General features: G+C 64.7%; 19 protein-coding genes. 5 read left to right on the forward strand and 14 right to left on the reverse strand.

Translation table 11 applies throughout. The features are described 5' to 3' along the window. Window positions 1-50: 50 nt before the first annotated feature. The 4 genes from ruvC to QWY79_RS14420 all read right to left on the reverse strand — a co-directional run bounded on the left by ruvC (window position 51) and on the right by QWY79_RS14420 (window position 3,650). A complete protein-coding gene (gene ruvC / locus QWY79_RS14405; RefSeq protein ID WP_290274239.1) occupies window positions 51-593 on the reverse strand; it encodes a crossover junction endodeoxyribonuclease RuvC in 543 nt (180 codons plus the stop codon). Window positions 594-653: 60 nt separating this feature from the next. Further along, a complete protein-coding gene (locus QWY79_RS14410) occupies window positions 654-1,412 on the reverse strand; it encodes a YebC/PmpR family DNA-binding transcriptional regulator (protein ID WP_290274243.1) in 759 nt (252 codons plus the stop codon). Between the two features lie 87 nt (window positions 1,413-1,499). Then, window positions 1,500-3,281 carry an aspartate--tRNA ligase gene (gene aspS / locus QWY79_RS14415; RefSeq protein ID WP_290274247.1) on the reverse strand — a complete coding sequence of 594 codons (1,782 nt, stop codon included), beginning with the start codon at window positions 3,279-3,281 and terminating at the stop codon, window positions 1,500-1,502. A gap of 108 nt (window positions 3,282-3,389) precedes the next feature. Then, window positions 3,390-3,650, reverse strand: coding sequence for an FmdB family zinc ribbon protein (locus tag QWY79_RS14420; RefSeq protein WP_290274250.1), 261 nt, complete (start codon window positions 3,648-3,650; stop codon window positions 3,390-3,392). A 222-nt stretch (window positions 3,651-3,872) separates the two neighbouring features. Between QWY79_RS14420 and QWY79_RS14425 the strand changes: the two genes are divergently transcribed. From QWY79_RS14425 to QWY79_RS14435, 3 genes are all read left to right on the forward strand, one after another. Continuing rightward, window positions 3,873-4,820, forward strand: a complete 948-nt coding sequence (locus QWY79_RS14425) for a D-2-hydroxyacid dehydrogenase (RefSeq protein ID WP_290274253.1) — start codon at window positions 3,873-3,875, stop codon at window positions 4,818-4,820. A 165-nt stretch (window positions 4,821-4,985) separates the two neighbouring features. Then, window positions 4,986-5,885, forward strand: coding sequence for a ribokinase (locus tag QWY79_RS14430; protein WP_290274257.1), 900 nt, complete (start codon window positions 4,986-4,988; stop codon window positions 5,883-5,885). Window positions 5,886-5,906: 21 nt separating this feature from the next. Continuing rightward, a complete protein-coding gene (locus QWY79_RS14435; RefSeq protein ID WP_290274260.1) occupies window positions 5,907-6,848 on the forward strand; it encodes a nucleoside hydrolase in 942 nt (313 codons plus the stop codon). A gap of 14 nt (window positions 6,849-6,862) precedes the next feature. Here QWY79_RS14435 and QWY79_RS14440 read toward each other — a convergent pair whose 3' ends face one another. Both QWY79_RS14440 and QWY79_RS14445 read right to left on the reverse strand, forming a co-directional pair. Further along, complete coding sequence (locus tag QWY79_RS14440; protein ID WP_290274262.1) at window positions 6,863-7,138, reverse strand: acylphosphatase; 276 nt, start codon at window positions 7,136-7,138, stop codon at window positions 6,863-6,865. Between the two features lie 60 nt (window positions 7,139-7,198). Then, entirely contained in the window at window positions 7,199-8,287 is a 1,089-nt protein-coding gene (locus QWY79_RS14445) for a YihY/virulence factor BrkB family protein (RefSeq protein ID WP_353960376.1), read from the reverse strand. Window positions 8,288-8,414: 127 nt separating this feature from the next. On the opposite strand from QWY79_RS14445, the gene QWY79_RS14450 reads away from it, so the two are divergent. Beyond that, window positions 8,415-9,509 (forward strand): bifunctional nicotinamide-nucleotide adenylyltransferase/Nudix hydroxylase, encoded by a 1,095-nt coding sequence (locus QWY79_RS14450; RefSeq protein ID WP_141319188.1) that lies wholly within the window; start codon window positions 8,415-8,417, stop codon window positions 9,507-9,509. Between the two features lie 14 nt (window positions 9,510-9,523). Here QWY79_RS14450 and QWY79_RS14455 read toward each other — a convergent pair whose 3' ends face one another. From QWY79_RS14455 to QWY79_RS14480, 6 genes are all read right to left on the reverse strand, one after another. After that, window positions 9,524-10,441, reverse strand: coding sequence for a LysR substrate-binding domain-containing protein (locus tag QWY79_RS14455; protein ID WP_141319186.1), 918 nt, complete (start codon window positions 10,439-10,441; stop codon window positions 9,524-9,526). Between the two features lie 104 nt (window positions 10,442-10,545). Further along, window positions 10,546-11,964: a cardiolipin synthase gene (cls, locus tag QWY79_RS14460; protein WP_290274267.1), complete on the reverse strand. Its 1,419-nt coding sequence runs from the start codon at window positions 11,962-11,964 to the stop codon at window positions 10,546-10,548. A 121-nt stretch (window positions 11,965-12,085) separates the two neighbouring features. Further along, window positions 12,086-13,591, reverse strand: a complete 1,506-nt coding sequence (locus tag QWY79_RS14465; protein WP_290274270.1) for a fumarate hydratase — start codon at window positions 13,589-13,591, stop codon at window positions 12,086-12,088. A 289-nt stretch (window positions 13,592-13,880) separates the two neighbouring features. After that, window positions 13,881-15,902, reverse strand: a complete 2,022-nt coding sequence (gene uvrB, locus QWY79_RS14470; protein WP_141319180.1) for an excinuclease ABC subunit UvrB — start codon at window positions 15,900-15,902, stop codon at window positions 13,881-13,883. Between the two features lie 79 nt (window positions 15,903-15,981). Next, window positions 15,982-16,386: an OsmC family protein gene (locus QWY79_RS14475; RefSeq protein WP_141319178.1), complete on the reverse strand. Its 405-nt coding sequence runs from the start codon at window positions 16,384-16,386 to the stop codon at window positions 15,982-15,984. Continuing rightward, window positions 16,387-16,584 (reverse strand): hypothetical protein, encoded by a 198-nt coding sequence (locus QWY79_RS14480; protein WP_141319176.1) that lies wholly within the window; start codon window positions 16,582-16,584, stop codon window positions 16,387-16,389. A gap of 186 nt (window positions 16,585-16,770) precedes the next feature. Between QWY79_RS14480 and ygfZ the strand changes: the two genes are divergently transcribed. Further along, entirely contained in the window at window positions 16,771-17,808 is a 1,038-nt protein-coding gene (ygfZ, locus tag QWY79_RS14485) for a CAF17-like 4Fe-4S cluster assembly/insertion protein YgfZ (RefSeq protein ID WP_290274274.1), read from the forward strand. A 5-nt stretch (window positions 17,809-17,813) separates the two neighbouring features. Here ygfZ and QWY79_RS14490 read toward each other — a convergent pair whose 3' ends face one another. Continuing rightward, window positions 17,814-18,584 carry a TatD family hydrolase gene (locus QWY79_RS14490; RefSeq protein WP_290274276.1) on the reverse strand — a complete coding sequence of 257 codons (771 nt, stop codon included), beginning with the start codon at window positions 18,582-18,584 and terminating at the stop codon, window positions 17,814-17,816. Between the two features lies 1 nt (window position 18,585). Beyond that, complete coding sequence (locus QWY79_RS14495; RefSeq protein WP_290274279.1) at window positions 18,586-19,356, reverse strand: 3-hydroxybutyrate dehydrogenase; 771 nt, start codon at window positions 19,354-19,356, stop codon at window positions 18,586-18,588. Window positions 19,357-19,390: the final 34 nt, after the last annotated feature.

Here is a 19,390-nt window from a genome sequence, read left to right on the forward strand (position 1 = left end):
CTCTCTGAACGGTGTTCGACAATCTGTTGCCGCGTCGCCGCAGGGCGACATCAGGAGGGCCGAAAATCCCGCCAGGAACTTCCCCGGCCACGTCCCCGACCGCCACCATAACGCCCCTGCTGGATCAGTCCCAGGCGGGCGTGGGCGTGCGTCAGCGCAATGGCCAGAGCGTCGGCGGCATCGGCCTGAGGGGCTCCATCCAGCCCGAGCACGGCAGTGACCATGTGCTGGACCTGCGCCTTGTCGGCGCCGCCCTTGCCGGTCACCGCCTGCTTGATCTGGCGAGCCGCATATTCACTGACCGGCAAGCCATGATTGGCAGCACAGACAATCGCCGTGCCCCTCGCCTGCCCCAGTTTCAGGGCCGAGTCGGCGTTTTTCGACAGAAACACCTGCTCGATGGCGAATTCGCCGGGGGCGTGCATGCCGATCACTTCGCTGATGCCGGCGTAGATCTGCGCCAGACGCTGTGCCAGGTCCTCGCCGCGGGTGCGGATGCAGCCGCTGGCGACATACAGCGGTTGGGACGTGCTGACATCCAGCACGCCATAGCCGGTGATCCGCGACCCGGGGTCGATGCCCAGGATCAGCATGCGAGCACGCCCCGCCGGCGATGTCCTGACATGGCATCGTCCGTGAATGACGACACGGCCTCAGCCTTCATCGTGCAATGACTCGAGGATGGCATCATCAAAGTCGGCATTGGTGAAAACATTCTGCACATCATCCAGGTCCTCCAGGCGGTCCACCAGCTTGATGATGCGTCGTCCGAGGTCGGCATCGGCAATGCGGGTATAGTTGTCGGGAAACAGGCCCACGTCACTGGCCGAGGGCTCCAGGCCCGCCTCGACCAGGGCATCCTTGATGGTCCCGAAACTGTCCGGTGAGGTCACGACCTCCAGGCGGCCGTCGTCGAGCGTCTCGATTTCTTCCGGCTCGGCGTCCAGGGTGGCCTCCATGGCGGCTTCTTCGCTGGCACCGTCCGGCAGGGTCAAGCGCCCCTGGCGGTGGAACATGAAGGCCACCGAACCGGTGGTGCCGAGGTTGCCGCCCTGCTTGTTGAAGGCGTGGCGTACTTCGGAGACGGTGCGGTTGCGATTGTCGGTCATGGCCTCGACCATCACTGCCACGCCTTCGGGGCCATAGCCCTCGTAGACGACCTCCTCCATGGCGTCGCCATCGACATTGCCCGCACCACGGTCCACGGCACGTTGAATGGTGTCCTTGGTCATGTTGTTGGACAGGGCCTTGTCGATGGCGGCGCGCAGGCGCGGGTTGTCCGCCGGGTCGCCACCGCCATGACGCGCCGCGACGCTGAGCTCACGAATCAGCTTGTTGAAGATCTTGCCGCGCCTGGCGTCCTGGGCCGCCTTGCGGTGCTTGATATTCGCCCATTTGCTGTGTCCCGCCATAAGACTCCTTGCTGCAAAACTTGGGGCTTGCAAACACGACCGGCGCCTCCTGGGCGCCGGTTCGCGTGACGTCGGGCATCGGGGCCGTTACTCGCCGGCGTTGTCCGCCTTGGCCTTGTGACGCAGGCGGATATTCAACTCCTTGAGCTGCTGGCTGCTGACATCCCCGGGAGCATCGGTCATCAGACAGGCCGCGCTCTGGGTCTTGGGGAAGGCGATGACTTCGCGAATGGTTCGCGCGCCACCCATCAACATGACCAGACGATCCAGACCGAAGGCCAGTCCGCCGTGGGGCGGCGCCCCGTACTGCAGGGCATCCAGCAGGAAGCCGAACTTCTCGCGCGCTTCTTCTTCGCCGATGCCCAGTGTCTCGAGTACCGTCTGCTGCATGGCCTGGTCGTGGATACGGATCGAGCCACCGCCCAGTTCCGTGCCGTTGAGCACCATGTCGTAGGCGCGCGATAGCGCCTGGTCCGGTTGCTGTTTGAGGGTCTCGGCATCGCAGGACGGCGCCGTGAACGGATGATGCAGCGCCTGCAGGCGGCCCTCATCATCGGCCTCGAACATCGGGAAGTCGACGACCCACAGCGGTGACCATTCGGCCGTGTACAGGTCGAGGTCCTCGCCCAGGCGTACACGCAGCGCCCCCAGTGCCTCGTTGACGATGCGCGCCTTGTCGGCGCCGAAGAAGATGATGTCGCCATCTTCGGCCCCCACGCGGTCGAGCAGGGGCTCCACCACGCCATCCATGAACTTGACGATCGGCGACTGCAGGCCATCGATGCCACTGGCACGGTCGTTGACCTTGATCCAGGCAAGACCGCGTGCCCCGTAGATGCCGACGAAATCGGTGTAGGCGTCGATCTCCTTGCGCGTCAAGGAGGCCCCGCCCTTGACCCTGAGTGCCGCCACACGGCCGTCATCGGCATTGGCCGGGCCGGAAAAGACCTTGAAGTCGACGTTCTTCATCAGGTCATCGACGTCGACCAGCTCCAGCGGGATGCGCAGGTCCGGCTTGTCGGAACCATAGCGCTGCATGGCCTCGGCATAGGGCATGCGCGGAAATTCGGGCAGCTCGACGTCGAGCACCTGCTGGAACAGCTGACGAATCATGTCCTCGGTGATGGCCATGATATCGTCTTCCTCGACGAACGAAGCCTCGATATCGATCTGCGTGAATTCCGGCTGACGATCGGCGCGCAGATCCTCGTCGCGGAAGCATTTGGCGATCTGATAATAGCGATCGAAACCGGACACCATCAGCAGCTGCTTGAACAACTGCGGCGACTGGGGCAGCGCGAAGAAGTTACCGGCATGCGTCCGGCTGGGCACCAGATAATCCCGTGCGCCTTCCGGGGTCGCCCGGGTCAGGATGGGCGTCTCGATGTCGAGGAAGCCCTGGTTCTCGAGGTAGGCACGCACGGTATGCGAAATCCGCGAGCGCAGACGCAGCTTGTCGATCATGTCGGGGCGACGCAGATCGATGTAACGATGCTTGAGGCGCACCTCTTCGCCGACCTTGCCGTGCTCGTCGAGCTGGAAAGGCGGCGTGACCGCCGTGTTGAGGACTTCCACGTCTCGAGCCAGCACCTCGATCATGCCGGTCGGCATGTTGGCATTCTGCGTGCCTTCCGGACGCAGGCGAATGCGCCCGGTGATGCGCAGCACATACTCGCTGCGAGCACGGTCGGCGTTGGCAAAGGCCTCGGCGGTATCCGGGTCGACCACAACCTGGGCGATGCCATCGCGGTCGCGCATGTCGAGGAAGATCACCCCGCCGTGGTCACGGCGGCGATGCACCCAACCGCACAGGGTGACCGTCTGGTCCACCATGGTCTCGTTCAACTGGCCGCAATAATGGCTGCGCATGTCGTATCCTGTCTGTTTCGTGATCCGTGAAGTTTACTGGGCAATGTCCGGAAGCTGTCTGCGCTCGTCGAGCTTGCCGTCATCGCCGGTCGGCAAGCCGCAATGGGATCAGGCTGCCGTGCCGTCCTTGCCCGATGTTTCCGGGGCCTTGGCGCCCTCGCTGCTGCCGGCCAGGTTCTTCTTGCTGCCGGTCTTGAAATCCGTTTCGTACCAGCCGCCACCCGCCAGGCGGAAGCCCGCCGCCGATATCAGACGATCGAGCGCCGGCTGGCTGCAGGCCGGGCAATCCGTCAAGGGCTCGGCCGAGAGCCTCTGAAGCTTTTCCAGACGATGGCCGCAGGCCTTGCACGCATATTCGTAGATGGGCATTGTCGTGATTCTCCCGATGACGAAATCCCATGAGGGCGCGACGGTGCAACCTGGCGCTGTCGCGATGTAGTCTTGCCAGCTAGATGGGGGCAGCCCGATGCCATTCCAAGGCTGGCACAAAGGGGCCATATTATAGCCCGGCCGAGGCCTTCAGGCCCAGCCCTGCGGGTGCCCGAATGTTGACCCGCCGCGACTCGCGGCGCCACCGATGAGGATTCTGCCATGCAAGCCGTCGTGCTCGATGCCGCCAGCCTGGGCCCGGATGTCGACCTCTCGCCCATCGAGGACCGCGTCACCCGACTCACCTGCCATGACTTCACCCACGCCGAGCAGGCGGCGCAACGACTCGCGGACGCCGAGGTGGCCATCGTCAACAAGGTCGTCCTGACGGCCGAGACTCTGGAAGCGCTACCCCAACTGCGTCTGATCTGCGTCCTGGCGACCGGGACCAACAATATCGACATGCAGACGGCACGGCGCCTGGGCATCGAGGTGCGCAACGTGGCCGCCTATGGTACAGCCAGCGTGGCCCAGCACACCATGCTGATGATGCTGGCACTGGCCGCCCGCCTGCCGCTCTATCAGAAGGATGTGGCCGCCGGACGCTGGAATGACAGCCCCTTCTTCTGCCTGATGGATCACCGCACCATGGAAGTCGAGGACCGCCATCTGGTGATCGTGGGTCAGGGAGAACTCGGCAGTCGCGTCGGACGCCTGGCCCAGGGATTCGGCATGCGCGTCAGCTATGCCGCGCGACCCGGCAGCGAGGCCAGTGATTCGCGCCCGAGCCTCGCCCGGCTGGCACCCGAGGCCGATGTTGTCAGCCTGCACTGCCCGCTTACCGATGCCACTCGCCACCTGGTCGATGAGGCCATGCTCGAACGCCTGCCACCCTCGACGCTGTTGATCAATTGTGCGCGAGGCGGGGTCATCGATGAACAGGCCTGCCTGAATGCCCTGCGACAGGGTCGGCTGGGCGGACTCGGCGTTGACGTGTTGCCCGTCGAACCCCCCAGAGACGGCCATCCCCTTTTGGAGGCTCTCGCGGAACCCCTGAACCTGATGGTGACCCCCCACAATGCGTGGATTTCCCCGCAGGCCAGGCAACGAATTGTCGAACTGACGGCCGACAATCTGGATGCTTGGCAGGCCGGTGGTTCAGCCTCCTGATAGTTGATGACTCTGGGAAAGCACATTAGCTGAGGGTTTCCTGTAAAAGATAACGGTATAAAACCGAAGCTCTCGACACCCGACTCGCTTGCGCTACTCCGCTACCCCTTGGATACTCTGGCCCGGAACCCTCGATCAGTCACTGACACCAATTCGGAAAACGGCATGCTGTACAATCTCGGCTCGATCAACCTCGACCATTTCTACCGCGTCCCCCACCTGGTCCGCCCCGGCGAGACCCTGGCAGGCCGGGATTACCGCATCGGCCTGGGCGGCAAGGGAGCCAACCAGTCGATCGCCATGGCTCGCGCCGGCGGTCGAGTGTGCCACTGGGGGCGCCTGGGTCGTCAGGACGGCTGGGCCAGGGAGCTGCTGCAGGCTTCCGGCGTCGATACCGCCAGCGTCCAGCTGGTGGATGGCCCCAGCGGTCATGCCATCATTCAGGTGGATGATGAAGGCGAGAACGCCATCCTGCTCTTCCCCGGGGCCAATCACGGTTTCGATGGGGACAATCTCGCCGACCTCTTCGAGGCTACCCGAGCCGAAGACTGGCTACTGGTCCAGAACGAGTGCAGCGGTCTCGCCGAGGCCCTCGAGCTAGCACATGCCCGGGGGCTCAGGATCGCCTTTAATCCGGCGCCCATGACCATGGACATCACGGCACTGCCCTTGCACTACTGCCAGCTGTTGTTCGTCAACCGCGGCGAGGCCGAGGCCCTGACCGGCATGCCGGCCGGCTCGGAGGCCAGCGAGCTGCTGGATGCCCTGTCCGACCAGCTGCCGGAAAGCGAAACCGTGCTGACGCTCGGCGGTGAAGGCGCCTGGTATCAGTGCGCCGACAAACGGGTCTTTCAAGCGCCCCTGCCGGTCACCCCCCGGGATACCACCGCCGCAGGCGATACCTTCATCGGCTACTACCTGGCCGCCCGCCAGGCCGGCGAGTCCGCCGAGAGCTGTCTGAAACGAGCTGCCACGGCCGCCGCCCTCGGGGTTCAACGCCTCGGCGCCACCGAGAGCATCCCCGAACGCGCGGACGTCGACGCCGAGCTGGCCCGCCACACCTGACACACCCGACCAGGAGCCATCATGGCACACCCGATCATCTTCGATACCGACCCCGGCGTGGACGACGCCCAGGCGATTGCCATCGCGCTGGCGCACCCCGACATCGACCTGCTGGGCATGACCACCACCTTCGGCAACGTCAACATCACGACCGCCACCCATAACGCCCTGCTGCTGGCCGAGCTGGCCGATCGCCAGATTCCGGTGGCCCAGGGCGCTGCGGCCCCGCTGGTCAAGCCACGCCATCCGGCTCCGACGCATATCCATGGCGACAACGGCCTGGGTAATATCGCGCTGCCCGAGGTGCAGGGCCGGGCCGACCCGCGCAGTGCCGCGCAGTTCATCGTCGAAACCGTCAATGCGCGCCCCGGGGAAGTCTCGCTGGTGGCCGTGGGCCCGCTGGGCAACCTGGCCACGGCGCTGCAGCTGGACCCGGCGCTGATCGACAAGGTCAAGCAGGTCATCGTCATGGGCGGGTCCATCCGGGAAGGCGGCAACGTCACGCCGGTCGCCGAGGCCAACATCTTCAATGACCCGCACGCAGCCGCCCGAGTCCTGACGGCGGGCTGGCCGCTGGTCATGGTCGGCCTGGACGTGACCCACCGCTGCGTTCTCGGGCCGGACCAGATGGCACGTATCGAGGCCGGCCAGGGCCGGCTCGGTCAGGTGCTGGCCGGGAGCTACGCCTTCTACCGTGACTTCTATCAGCAGATGCTGGGCATCGATGGCTGCTGCCCACACGACAGCTGCGCCCTGGCTTGGCTGGTGCGCCCGGAGCTCTTCACCACCCAGCGTGGCCATCTCGGCGTCGCCACCTCGGGCCTGGCCGAGGGGCAGACGCTGTTTGCTCCGCAGGGGCGTGGCTTTATCGAAGAGCGCTGGTCGCGGACACCACTGGCGGATGTCTGTCTGGGCGTCGACGGCGATGCCGTGGTCGAATGGATCACGGACACCCTTGCCTGAGACCCGGGACCTCGTCACCCGGTGGTGAAGCCATCGGGCGGCACCGCCTCGACATCCCGGCATTCCAGATGGGTCACCTCGGCGCCGGGCGGCCCCTGCGCCAGCCATTCACGGAGTGCTGCGAGCCGCTCGGCCTCACCGCACATCAGGACTTCCACACGGCCATCGGCCAGATTGCGTGCGTAACCGACAATGCCCAGTGCCTCGGCCTGCTGCTGGGTCGAACGTCGAAAGCAGACACCCTGTACCCGGCCACTGACGATTGCCTTCATGCATTGCTGTTGTCCCATCAGGACTCCTCCCGGACACGGCCCGGCAGGCCCGGGCCTGGGTTGCGTCGAGGCGCCGGCTCAGCGCTGGCCGGACGCCTCGTTCTCGGCATCCTCAGCCGTCTCCGGCTGGTGCGTCTCTTCCGCCGGGTCCGCGTCGGTCGCTGAACGCGACCTGCCCCGTTTCTTCAGCCAGCCGGGCACCCTGCCCCCCTTGACGGCCTTGCCGGCTGCTTCATCGAGCAGCTCATGCTTGACCAGTACGGCACTGTTGCGCGGCACGACGGCCTTGCCCCGGCCGACCAGATGGCACTTGGTGAAGGCGGCCCCGAACAGCAGGATCAGGGAAGAGTAGTAGACCCACAGCAGGATGATCACCACCGAACCGGCCGCGCCGTAGGTCGAAGCCGTCGCTGTATAGGTCAGGTAGATGGCGATTGCCGTCCGTCCCACCGCGAACAACAGGGCCGTCACCACGGCGCCGACCATGACATCCCGCCAGCGCAACACGACATCGGGCAACACCTTGAAGATGGTGGCAAACAGCGCCGTGACCAGAGCCAGCGAGACCAGGAATTCCGCGCCGTTGGTCAACAGGCCGACAAAGGGCAGGAGCCCGTCTGCCGCCTTGAGCATCGCCTTGACCATCACGCCGAGGGCCAGGGAGACCAACAGGATGAAGCCGATCGAGAGCACCACGGTCAGCGACAGCATGCGGTTCTTGATGAAGATCCACAGGCTGTTGGTGCTGGGTCGCGCGGCCACGCCCCAGAGGGTATTCAGGGAAAACTGCATCTGTCCGAAGACGGTGGTGGCACCCACCAGCAGGGCACCGACACCCAGCAGAGTCGGTAATACTCCCGACTCCTGGATGCGTGACTGGGTCACCGCGTTCTGCACCAGCTCGGCCGCACTCGCCCCCATGGTGCCCTCGAGCTGGGCGACGATCTGCCCCTGGGCGGCCTCTTCACCCAGCACCACGCCGATCACGGTGACGGCGATGATCACCGTGGGAGCCAGGGAAAACAGGGTATAGAATGCCAGTGAACCGGCATAACTGAACGCATTGCGGTCCAGCCAGAGTTTCACGGCATCGCGCACCACCTGCCACCAGAAGACCACGAAATCCCTCAACCGGGTCCAGGCACTCATCACGCTTTGCTTGATCACGTCAGCTCCTCACATTCCTTGTCGCTTGACAGCATACCGGAGGCCACCGATGAGGTGCAGGGGGATGCGCATTGCGTGGCATCCGGCAGGCCACCATAATGGTCCTTTAATTGCCCGGAGCGACACGATGAGCGACATGCCGGACGCCGAATCACACGACCCCGATTTCGATTGTCTGGTCTTCATCGGTCGTTTCCAGCCGACTCACCTCGGGCATCTGGCGGTCATCCATCAGGCCCTCAAGCGGGCCCGGCAGGTCATCGTGCTGGTGGGCTCGGCCTGGCAGGCGCGCTCACTGCGCAATCCCTGGCGTTTCGACGAGCGTCGCCGCATGCTGCGCAGTGCCTTCGACGAGGACGACAACCAGCGCCTCGAGATCGAACCGCTGCTGGATGCGCTCTACAACAATGATGTCTGGGTGCGCGATGTGCAACGCAAGGTGCGCGACCTCACCTCGCCGCGCCATGCCCGCTTGCCGCGTATCGGCCTGATCGGCGCCAGTCGCGGCCAGTCCAGCTATTATCTGTCGCTGTTTCCGCAGTGGGAGTCGGTGAGCGTGCCCATGGTCGAGGGCATTTCCGCCAGCCAGATTCGCGAACGCCTGTTCCGCTCGCCCCTGGCGGCCGCCGACTATACCAGTGCCGGAGCCGCTCACGAACTGCCGCCCGGCGTGATCGACGGCATTCAGGGGTTCCTGGAGACCGAAGCCTACGCCCAGCTGGTCGAGGAGCAGGGACTGCTCGACCAGTATCGCCAGGCCTGGGCCCAGGCCCCCTACCCGCCCATCTTCGTGACCGTCAACGCCGTCGTCGTGCAGTCCGGGCACATCCTGCTGGTCAAGCGCACGGCCGCGCCGGGCAAGGGACTCTATGCCCTGCCCGGCGGTTTCATCAATTCCCAGGAACGCCTGCTGGATGCCTGCCTGCGTGAACTGCGCGAACGGGTACGCCTGAAAGTCCCGGAGCCGGTGCTCAAGGGCTCGCTGCGCGGCCAGCGGCTCTTCGATGAGCCCCATCGCAGCTGGCGTGGTCGGACCCTGGCCGAGGCCTTCTATTTCGCCCTGCGCCCGGATCAGCAACTGCCCCGCCTCAAGCCCGTCCAGGGCGGCGATCATGCGCGCTGGGTGCCGCTCGCCGACCTCGAGCCCGACGGCCTCTTCGAGGACCACTTCTTCATCATCCAGAACTTCCTCGGCCTGCCCGCCGACTTCAGCAGCCCCTGAAGCGTCGTCCGGCCTCACGCTTCCAGAAAGTCGCGCGGCAGTTTCATCATCTGCCGCCACAGCTTCTCGACGCCGGGCTTGTGCACCAGCGAGCAGCGATACAGGCGGATTTCCAGCGGTACGTCGTTCTTCGCCTCGCCGGCGCGAACCAGCCGCCCGTCATCGAGCTCCTGACGAATGCAGAAATCCGGGATCCAGGCGACTCCCACGCCCTGCAGGGCCATGCCCTTGAGCCCCTCGGCCATGGCGGTTTCGTAGACCGTGCGCAGGCGCATGCGCAGCGGGTCGTTCTTCAGCAGCATGCGCACGCTACGCCCCAGGAAGGCGCCCTGGGTATAGGCAAGATGGGGAATGGCATCGCCGTTTTCCAGCGAAAAGCGGGGGCGCCCGCGCTCATCCGGCACACTCACGGGCAGCATCTTGACCTGGCCGATGGCAAAGGACGGAAAGACTTCCGGGTCGAGCTGCATGCTGGCATAGGGATCATAGTAGGCCAGCATCAGGTCGCAGTTGCCCTCGCGCAGCACATGGATGGCGTCCCCCACGTTCATCGCCGCCAGCCGCGTCGGCAGCTCGCCCACGCCCTTCTGCAGTCGCGAGATCCACTGCGGATAGAAGCTCAGCGCCAGCGAATGCGCGGCGACGATATCCAGGGCCTCGTTGGCCATGGACAGTCCGCGCAGATGCCCCAGGCTCTCATTGAGCTGCTCGACCATGCTGCGCGCGGTGACCAGGAACAACTGGCCTTCCGGGGTCAGCCCGACAGGCGTCGTCGAGCGGTCCACCAGGGTGATGCCCACCGCCTGCTCGAGGGCGCGGATGCGCCGGCTGAAAGCCGGCTGGGTGACATGGCGCTGACGCGCCGATGCAGAGAAACTGCGCGTGTTGGCCAGGGCCACGAAGTCTTCCAGCCACTTGGTTTCGAGGTTCACCGGAGCTCCGACTCATGAATGCATGGAGTGGCTCCCTCAAGGAGCCATGTAACCGCCTAGTCGAGGCCGTAATGTACCGCAGCCATGGATTCTGCCCAAGCCGATCATTGCACCGGCGCCAGCAGATAGGCGGCACGTGACAAGAGTTTACGCCACAGCGCCCGTGACTGGATTTCCTCCAGGGTGACGTCGCGACATGCCTGGAAGTCACGCTCCAGCATGTCGTGAACATCGGCGGCAAAGCGTCGATCCGGCACGAAGGCCGTGATCTCGAAGTTCAGTCGGAAGGAACGGTTATCCAGGTTGACGGTGCCGACACTGGCCGCCACGTCATCGATGAGGATGACCTTCTGGTGGAGAAACCCCGGCTGGTAGCGATAGACCTTGACCCCGGCACGCAGCATGTCCGGCAGGAAGGAAAAGGCCGACAGGAAGACCAGCAGGTGATCGGGTCGCTCGGGGATCATGATACGCACGTCCACGCCCCGCATGGCCGCCAGTCGCAGGGCATCCTGCACGCTGTGGTCGGGCACGAAGTAAGGGCTGGTGACCCAGAGCCGCTCATGCGCACTATGAATGGCGTGCTGTACCAGCAGGCTGGCCGTCTCCTGGGGATCGGCCGGCCCGGAGGGCACGATGACCACATTGCGCGATTCATCGGGGTGAATCCAGGGCTTCCAGGAGAGGCTGATCACCTCGCCGGTGGCCCAGTGCCAGTCCTCCCAGAAGGCTTCCTGCAGACCCAGCACGCTGGGACCGATCAGGTGCAGATGGGTGTCCCGCCAGTGTCCGTGCCGCGGACTCTCGCCCAGATACTCGACGCCGACATTCGAACCACCGATCCAGCCTTCCCGGCCGTCGACGACCATCACCTTGCGATGATTGCGAAAATTCAACTGAAAGCGGTGACGAAAGCCCTTGGAGGAATGGAAAGCAGTGACCAGCACCCCGGCCTCGCGCAGGTCATTCAGGTAACGCTCGGATAGCTGGTGGCAGCCGATCTCGTCGTAGAGAAAGTAGACGCGCACATCACGCTGGGCGGCATCCTGCAGATGCTGCTTGAGTTCGCGCCCCAGGGCATCCTCGCGGACGATGAAGAACTGGACGACGATATATTCCTCGGCCCGTTCGATTCCCGCGAACAGGCTGTCGAAGGTGGCCCTGCCATCGACCAGCAGCCGGGTACTGTTGCCACTGGTCAAGGGCATCATGGCCAGCTTTTCCACGGCCTTGACGTCCGCTTCCTTGGCGCCGGCCAGATAGGGCTCGACCAGGTTGCGGTAGCGTGCCAGAACCCGCCGCAGGACGGTATCCCGCTCGCCCCGGGCGGATACATAACCATAGAAGCGCGGCCGCCCGAAAACCCAGTAAAGCGGCACGGCCAGATAGGGAATGGTCACCAGGGAGATCATCCAGGCGATGGCCCCCTGGGAGGTACGGCTCGACATCAGGGCCTGGACCGCCGACAGGACGCCGAGCACGTGAATCACCAGTATCAGCAGGCCGAAGAGCCAGGATGCCATGCACTGTTTCCTTGAAGATGAAAGCGTCGGCAAATAATGAATGCGGGCCAGCATACCGGTAACGCCGACGCCCCCGCCAGAGGCAGGGGCGTCGTCAACCGGCCGGAACGCATCACTGCCTTCAGACGCGCTCGGCGATGATTTCCTTCCACTGGGCCGGGCCGGTCTGATGCACCGAGGTGCCGGCACTGTCCACGGCCACGGTGACCGGCATGTCCTCGACCTCGAACTCATAGATGGCCTCCATGCCGAGATCCTCGAAGCCGACCACCCGAGCCTGCTTGATGGCCTGGGCGACGAGGTAGGCGGAACCGCCCACGGCCATCAGGTAGACGGCGCGATTGTCGCGAATGGCCTCGATGGCCGCCTCGCCGCGCTCGGCCTTGCCGACCATGCCCAGCAGCCCCGTCTCCTCGAGCATGGTGCGCGTGAACTTGTCCATGCGGGTGGCAGTGGTCGGTCCGGCGGGTCCGACCACCTCATCGCCGACCGGGTCCACCGGCCCGACGTAATAGATGAAGCGCCCCTTGAGATCCACGGGCAGCGACTCACCCTTGCCGATCATCTCGACCATGCGCTTGTGCGCCGCATCCCGACCGGTCAACAGTTTGCCGTTGAGCAACAGGGTGTCCCCCGGCTGCCAGCTGCGGATTTCCTCGGCGGTGATGGCGTCCAGATCGACCCGCTTGACGTTGTCGCCGGTTTCACGGGTGATTTGCGGCCAGTCCTCGAGCTTCGGGGCCGGCAATGCCGCCGGACCGGAGCCATCCAGCGTGAAGTGTGCGTGGCGAGTGGCCGCGCAGTTGGGGATGATGGCCACCGGCTTGTTGGCCGCATGGGTCGGGTAATCCTTGACCTTGATATCCAGCACGGTGGTCAGGCCACCAAGCCCCTGGGCGCCGATACCGGTACGATTGACCTTGTCATAGAGTTCGAGGCGCAGCTCTTCCGCCCGGTTTGCCGCACCGCGTGCCTGCAGATCCTGGATGTCGATGGGGTCCAGCAGCGATTCCTTGGCCAGCTCCATGGCTTTTTCGGCCGTGCCACCGATGCCGATGCCCAGCATGCCCGGCGGGCACCAGCCGGCGCCCATCTTCGGCAGCTGCTCGAGGACCCAGTCGACCACATTGTCCGAGGGGTTGAGCATGGCGAACTTCGATTTTGCTTCGCTGCCGCCTCCCTTGGCCGCAACATGGACCTCGACCCTGTCGCCGGGGACCAGTTTGTGATGAATCACCGCCGGGGTGTTGTCGCGGGTGTTCTGACGCTTGCCATCGGGATCGGACAGCACGGAGGCGCGAAGCACGTTGTCGGGCAGCAGGTAGGCGCGGCGCACGCCTTCATTGACCATGTCGTCGAGGCTCATGTCGGCCTCGAAACGCACATCCATGCCGACATGCACGAAGACCGTGACGATACCGGTGTCCTGGCAGATCGGACGGTGGCCGATGGCGCACATGCGGGAGTTGATCAGAATCTGGGCGATGGCATCGCGGGCGGCGGGGTTTTCCTCCCGCTCGTAAGCCTCGGCCATGGCATCGATGAAATCCTTGGGGTGGTAATAGGAAATATACTGAAGGGCATCGGCGACGCTCTGGATGAGGTCGTCCTGGCGAATCACGGTCATGAGCAGCGAGCTCCTTGGTGGATCGACGTCCCGCTTCTTTTCCGACCAGGGCTCCGAAATTCGGTCCTGGCCGGCGGCGGGCTACCAGGTCGACCATCATAGCGCACCCGAGCGCCCGGGGCAGCTCGAGTTGCCCCGGGCCTGCCGAGTGCCGCGACTCCTGCATCGCTTGGCCGAACAGGTCAAGGCTCACGCTTCGGTTCGCGGGTGTTCGATTCGATGCTGGATAACGGTATAAAAAACGAGTCTGTTCTCGGCACAAGGCAACGCCTCTGCGCCGCATTGCCACTCAGCCCAGCGCAAGCTGGCGTTCCTTGAGTTCATGCAAGCGGTCACGCAAGCGAGCGGCTTCCTCGAACTCGAGGTTCTGCGCCGACTCGAGCATGGCATCCTCGAGTCGCGAGATTTCCTTGCGAATCTCTTCCGGCGACAGGGTCTGCGGATCATAAAGGCCCGAATCTTCCGCCACCTTGCGCTCGCCCTTGCGCCCCTTGCTCTTGCGGCCCGGAGTCTGGGCCGACTCGAGGATATCCGCCACAGAGCGGGAAATCGTTTCGGGGGTAATGCCATGTGCTTCGTTATGCGCGAACTGCTTGGTCCGCCGTCGCTCGGTTTCGTCCATGGCACGGCGCATCGAGTCCGTGACCCGGTCACCATAGAGCACGGCCTTGCCATGCGCGTTGCGCGCCGCCCTGCCGATGGTCTGGATGAGCGAGCGCTCATTGCGCAGGAAGCCTTCCTTGTCGGCATCCAGCACGGCCACCAGCGACACCTCGGGAATGTCCAGGCCCTCTCTGAGCAGGTTGATGCCGACCAGCACGTCGAACTTGCCGAGGCGCAGGTCACGAATGATCTCGACACGCTCCACGGTGTCGATGTCCGAGTGCAGATAGCGCACCCGCACTTCGTGCTCATCCAGGTACTCGGTGAGATCCTCGGCCATGCGCTTGGTCAGGGTGGTCACCAGCACGCGCTCTTCGGCCGCGCTCCGGGTTCGTACCTCGGAAAGCAGGTCATCCACCTGGGTCGAGGCCGGCCGGACCTCGATTTCGGGATCGAGCAGGCCGGTGGGACGTACTACCTGCTCGACGACCTGGCCGGCATGCTCGGCCTCGTAGGGCCCCGGCGTGGCCGAGACGAAGACCGCCTGGGGGCAGATGCGTTCCCACTCCTCGAACTTCATGGGGCGATTGTCGAGGGCCGAAGGCAGACGAAAGCCGTATTCCACCAGGGTTTCCTTGCGTGAGCGATCCCCCTTGTACATGCCCCCCACCTGGGGAACGCTGACGTGGGACTCATCGATGAAAAGCAGCGCATCCGACGGCAGGTAATCGAAGAAGGTGGGCGGTGGCTCGCCCGGTTCGCGCCCCGACAGATAGCGCGAGTAATTCTCGATGCCGTTGCAGTAGCCCAGTTCCAGCATCATCTCGATGTCGTACAGCGAGCGTTGCTCGAGACGCTGGGCCTCGACCAGCTTGTCGTTCTGCCGCATCCACGCCAGGCGCTCGGCCAGTTCCTCCTTGATCGAGTCGATGGCGCCCATGATGGTTTCCCGCGGCGTCACATAGTGCGTCTTGGGGTAGATGGTCATGCGCGGCACCTTGCCGCGCACTTCGCCGGTCAGGGGGTCGAACAGGCTGATGCTGTCGATCTCGTCATCGAACAGCTCGACCCTCACGGCCTCATCCTCGGCATCCGCCGGGAAGATATCGATGACGTCACCGCGCACCCGATAGGTCCCGCGCTTGAAGTCCATGTCGTTGCGCGTGTATTGCAGCTCGGCGAGTCGCCGCAGGAAGGCGCGCTGGTCGATCAATTCGCCACGATTGAAGTGCAGTCGCATCTTCAGGTAGGCATCCGGGTCGCCCAGGCCATAGATCGCCGACACCGAGACCACGATCAGGGCATCGCGACGCTCGAGCAGTGCCTTGGTGGCAGACAGCCGCATCTGCTCGATGTGATCGTTGATCGAGGCATCCTTCTCGATGAAGGTATCCGAGGACGGCACATAGGCTTCGGGCTGATAGTAATCGTAGTAGGAGACGAAATACTCCACCGCATTGTCGGGGAAGAATGCCTTAAACTCGCCGTACAACTGAGCGGCCAGAGTCTTGTTGGGTGCCATGACGATGGTCGGTCGCTGCAGGCGCTCGACCACGTTGGCCATGGTGAAGGTCTTGCCCGAGCCGGTGACACCAAGCAGCGTCTGGTGGGCCAGGCCGGCTTCAAGACCGTTCACCAGGCCCTCGATGGCCGAGGGTTGATCGCCGGCGGGCTGGAACCTGGACTCCAGGCGAAACGACTTGCTCATGGGTTCTCCCTGCTGTGGCCCGGCCGACAGCCACGACGGCGGTGACGAAAGCTGGTGATCGGCGCCGCCTCTGCCGGCATCAGGACGGCTGACGGGTGTTGATGCGGACCTCGGAGGTCGTCATCAGACGATGTATCGGGCACTTGTGACTGATTTCCTCGAGTCGCTCGCGCTGGGCGTCATCCAGGTCTCCCAGGAAGGTCATGATGACCTCCAGGCAATAGACGCCGCGCGGTTCGTCCTGCTCGTCGCGCACGATCCTGACCTCGACGCCTTCCAGCGGCCATTGCTTGCGACGCGCATACATCTGGGCCGTGATGGCCTTGCAGGCGCCCAGCGACAGGTCGAAATAATCATGCGGATCCGGCGCCTGTCCATCCCCGCCATAGGCCTCGGGCACATCGACGAGCAGATCCTCGAAGGACTCGATCATGGCGCGCTGACGCAACTTGCCGTCGCGCTCGCTGCGCAATTGTATGCTCATTCAGTTCACCTCGATATCCAGCCCCAGGGACTGGATGGTCTCGATCAGCGCCTGCCGGGGCACCTTGCCATCCACCTCGGCACCATGACGCCCCACCTCGGCGCTTTCGACACCATCCATCATCATCAGCGCCGTGGTGATACGATTGACCTGGTCGGCGTTGTCGACCCCCTGGAAATTCAGCGATACCTGCGCCATGCCAGCAGCTCCCTTATCCTCTGTGCAACACGATGGACTCGGCCACCCTCATCAGGGTTCCAAGTCTAGCATGATGGCCCGCTGACGCCGTCACGACACTTGTATTCCGGCCATGTCACCCTCATTTGACTATCAGACAGAGTCCCGTGAACGCCAATCCGGCAAGGCAGAGCAAAAGGATCCGACATGACTGACTGGATCGCGCAGACCGGCGGTCGCCGCGAGAACGAGACACGCATCGTCTTCGACACCCCCGAAGCGGCCCGCCAGGCCCTCGAGGGACCGGTGATGACGCCGCTGGCGCATCTCGGCATGCTCGATGTGACGGGCGAAGGCGCCGAACGCTTTCTCCAGGGCCAGACCAGCGCCCAGATGTCCCTGGTGGATGGCGGCTTCGCGCCACTGGGCTGCTTCTGCACGCCCAAGGGGCGGATCCTCGCCAATGTACAGATCTGGCGCGTCGATACAGGCCACTATCGACTGCTGATGCACCATGAGCTGGTCGACTCCCTGCGCCAGCACCTGGCCAAGTTCGCCCCCTTCTACAAGGTCGAGCTCACCGATCGCCAGGATCTCGCCCTGATTGGCCTGTTCGGGCGCGAGGCACCGGCGGTCGCCGAGGCCCTGCTCGGCGTCACGGCGCCCGGCCCCTGGCATCAGGCGGCCCACGATGCCGGCCAGCTGCTCGGCCACCCAGGGCCGACGCCGAGGCTGCTGATCAGCGTGCCCGAGGATCAGGCGGGTAGCCTGTGGTCCCGCCTGGCCGACAAGGTGACGGCGGTCGACAGCGCCACCTGGCGGCTGCAGGACATCCAGGCCGGGCTGGCCTGGCTCGACGCCAGTCAGGGCGACACCTACCTGCCCCAGATGCTCAACTGGGAAGCGCTGGGCGGCATCAGCTTCAAGAAGGGCTGCTACACCGGCCAGGAGGTCGTGGCGCGGGCGCACTTCCGCGGCCAGGTCAAGAAGCGCCTGATGCGGGCCCAGCTGGAGGGCGGACAGCTGCCCGCCCCCGGAAGCGGCATTGTCGATGCCCGTGACAAGCGCCTGGGCGAAGTCGTCAGCGCCGAACTCGACGCCTACGGCCAGGCCGAGATACTGGCGGTGATGAGCACCCGCGAGCCGGCCGAGCCGCTCAGCGTGGATGGCCAGCAACTCAAGCTGCTGAAACTGCCCTACCCCATTGAACGACTGGATCCCGAGCAGTTGGCGGGCGCGCTCTAAACCACTCAGTCCAGAGCGAACAGGCGGCGGGCCGTGGCAGTACTGTCCGCCGCCACCCGCGACTCCGTCTGCCCTCGCAGCTCGGCCACGATCCGGCAGACCTCGGCGACCCGTGCCGGCTCGTTGCGTTCGCCCTGATGGCCGGCCAGCGGCATGTCGGGGCTGTCGGTCTCCAGCACATAACCGTCATCGGGCAAGGCGGCCACCGTGCGCCGCAGGCGCTGCGCCCGGGGATAGGTCGTGGCGCCGCCCAGCCCCAGCACAAAGCCGAGCCGATAGAAGGCCATGGCCTGTTCGGGCGAACCCGCAAAGCCATGAATCAGACCACCCGCCGGGGGTGCCAGCTGACGCAGGCGCCGGGCGAGCACATCATTGGCATGCACGCAGTGCAGTACCAGCGGCAGGCGACGCGCCCTGGCCAGACGCAGCTGGGCCTCGAGCAGGGACCACTGGGCGTGCCAGCTGTCCGCGAAGCGAGCATCCAGCCCGCACTCGCCTATCGCCACCACTTCGGGATGGCGGTCGAGCCATTCGCTCAGCGCCGCGATGTCACCCGGATCATCATGGGCGTCCATGAAACACGGATGCAGGCCGAGACATACCGCGACATCTTCTCGCGCCCCCATGGCCACGACATCCGGCCAGCGGTCCCGCGTCGTGCCGGGCACCACGAAGCCCTCGACGCCGGCCTCCCTGGCTCGCTCGAAGACACCGGCCCGATCAGCGGCAAAGGCACTGAAATCGAGATGACAATGGGCGTCGACGAGGCGCGACATGCTATTGGGCGGTCCAGCCCAGGTCGATGTTCCAGCTTGCCCCGGTCACGGCGCCAGCCGCGTCGGAAGCCAGGTAGCCGACCAGCGAGGCCACCTCATCCGGATCGATGAGGCGCTTGACGGCGGCATTCTTGAGCATGATCTGTTCGATGACCTGCTGCTCCTGCATGTCATGCATGCGCGCCTGATCGGCAATCTGGTTGTCCACCAGCGGCGTCTTCACATAAGCCGGGCACAGCGCATTGGCGGTGATACCCTGGCTGCCGCCCTCGAGGGCTGCCGTCTTGGTCAGGCCGATCATGCCGTGCTTGGCACTGACATAGGCCGCCTTGCCCGGGGAGGCCACCTGGGCATGCACCGAGGCAATATTGACGATCCGCCCCCAGCCGGCGGCCCGCATGTGCGGCCATGCCGCCTGGGTCAGCAGGAAGGGAGCCGTCAGCATCAGGTCGATGATATGGCGCCACTTGTCTTCCGCGAACGTCTCTATGGGCGAGACATGCTGGATACCGGCATTGTTGACGAGTATGTCCAGATGACCGAAGCGCTGGACGGCATCCTGAACGGCCGCGCGACAGGCCTCGCCATCGGTCAGATCGGCCTGAAAGAAGGCCGCACCGGCATGCTCCGCGGCCTGGCGAGCCTCCGCCTGAAAGTCCACCGCCAGGACCTGGTGTCCCTGCGCGCAGAAGTGGCGCATCACGGCCTCGCCGATGCCGCTGCCGGTACCCGTCACCAGGGCGACACGCGGGCGTTGAGCCTTGTCGTTCATTCTCGACTCCTTGTGGGATGCGGAAAGATGAGTC

It is taken from the genome of Halomonas sabkhae (assembly GCF_030409265.1).
In the GTDB taxonomy this organism is placed as follows: Bacteria; Pseudomonadota; Gammaproteobacteria; order Pseudomonadales; family Halomonadaceae; genus Halomonas; species Halomonas halmophila.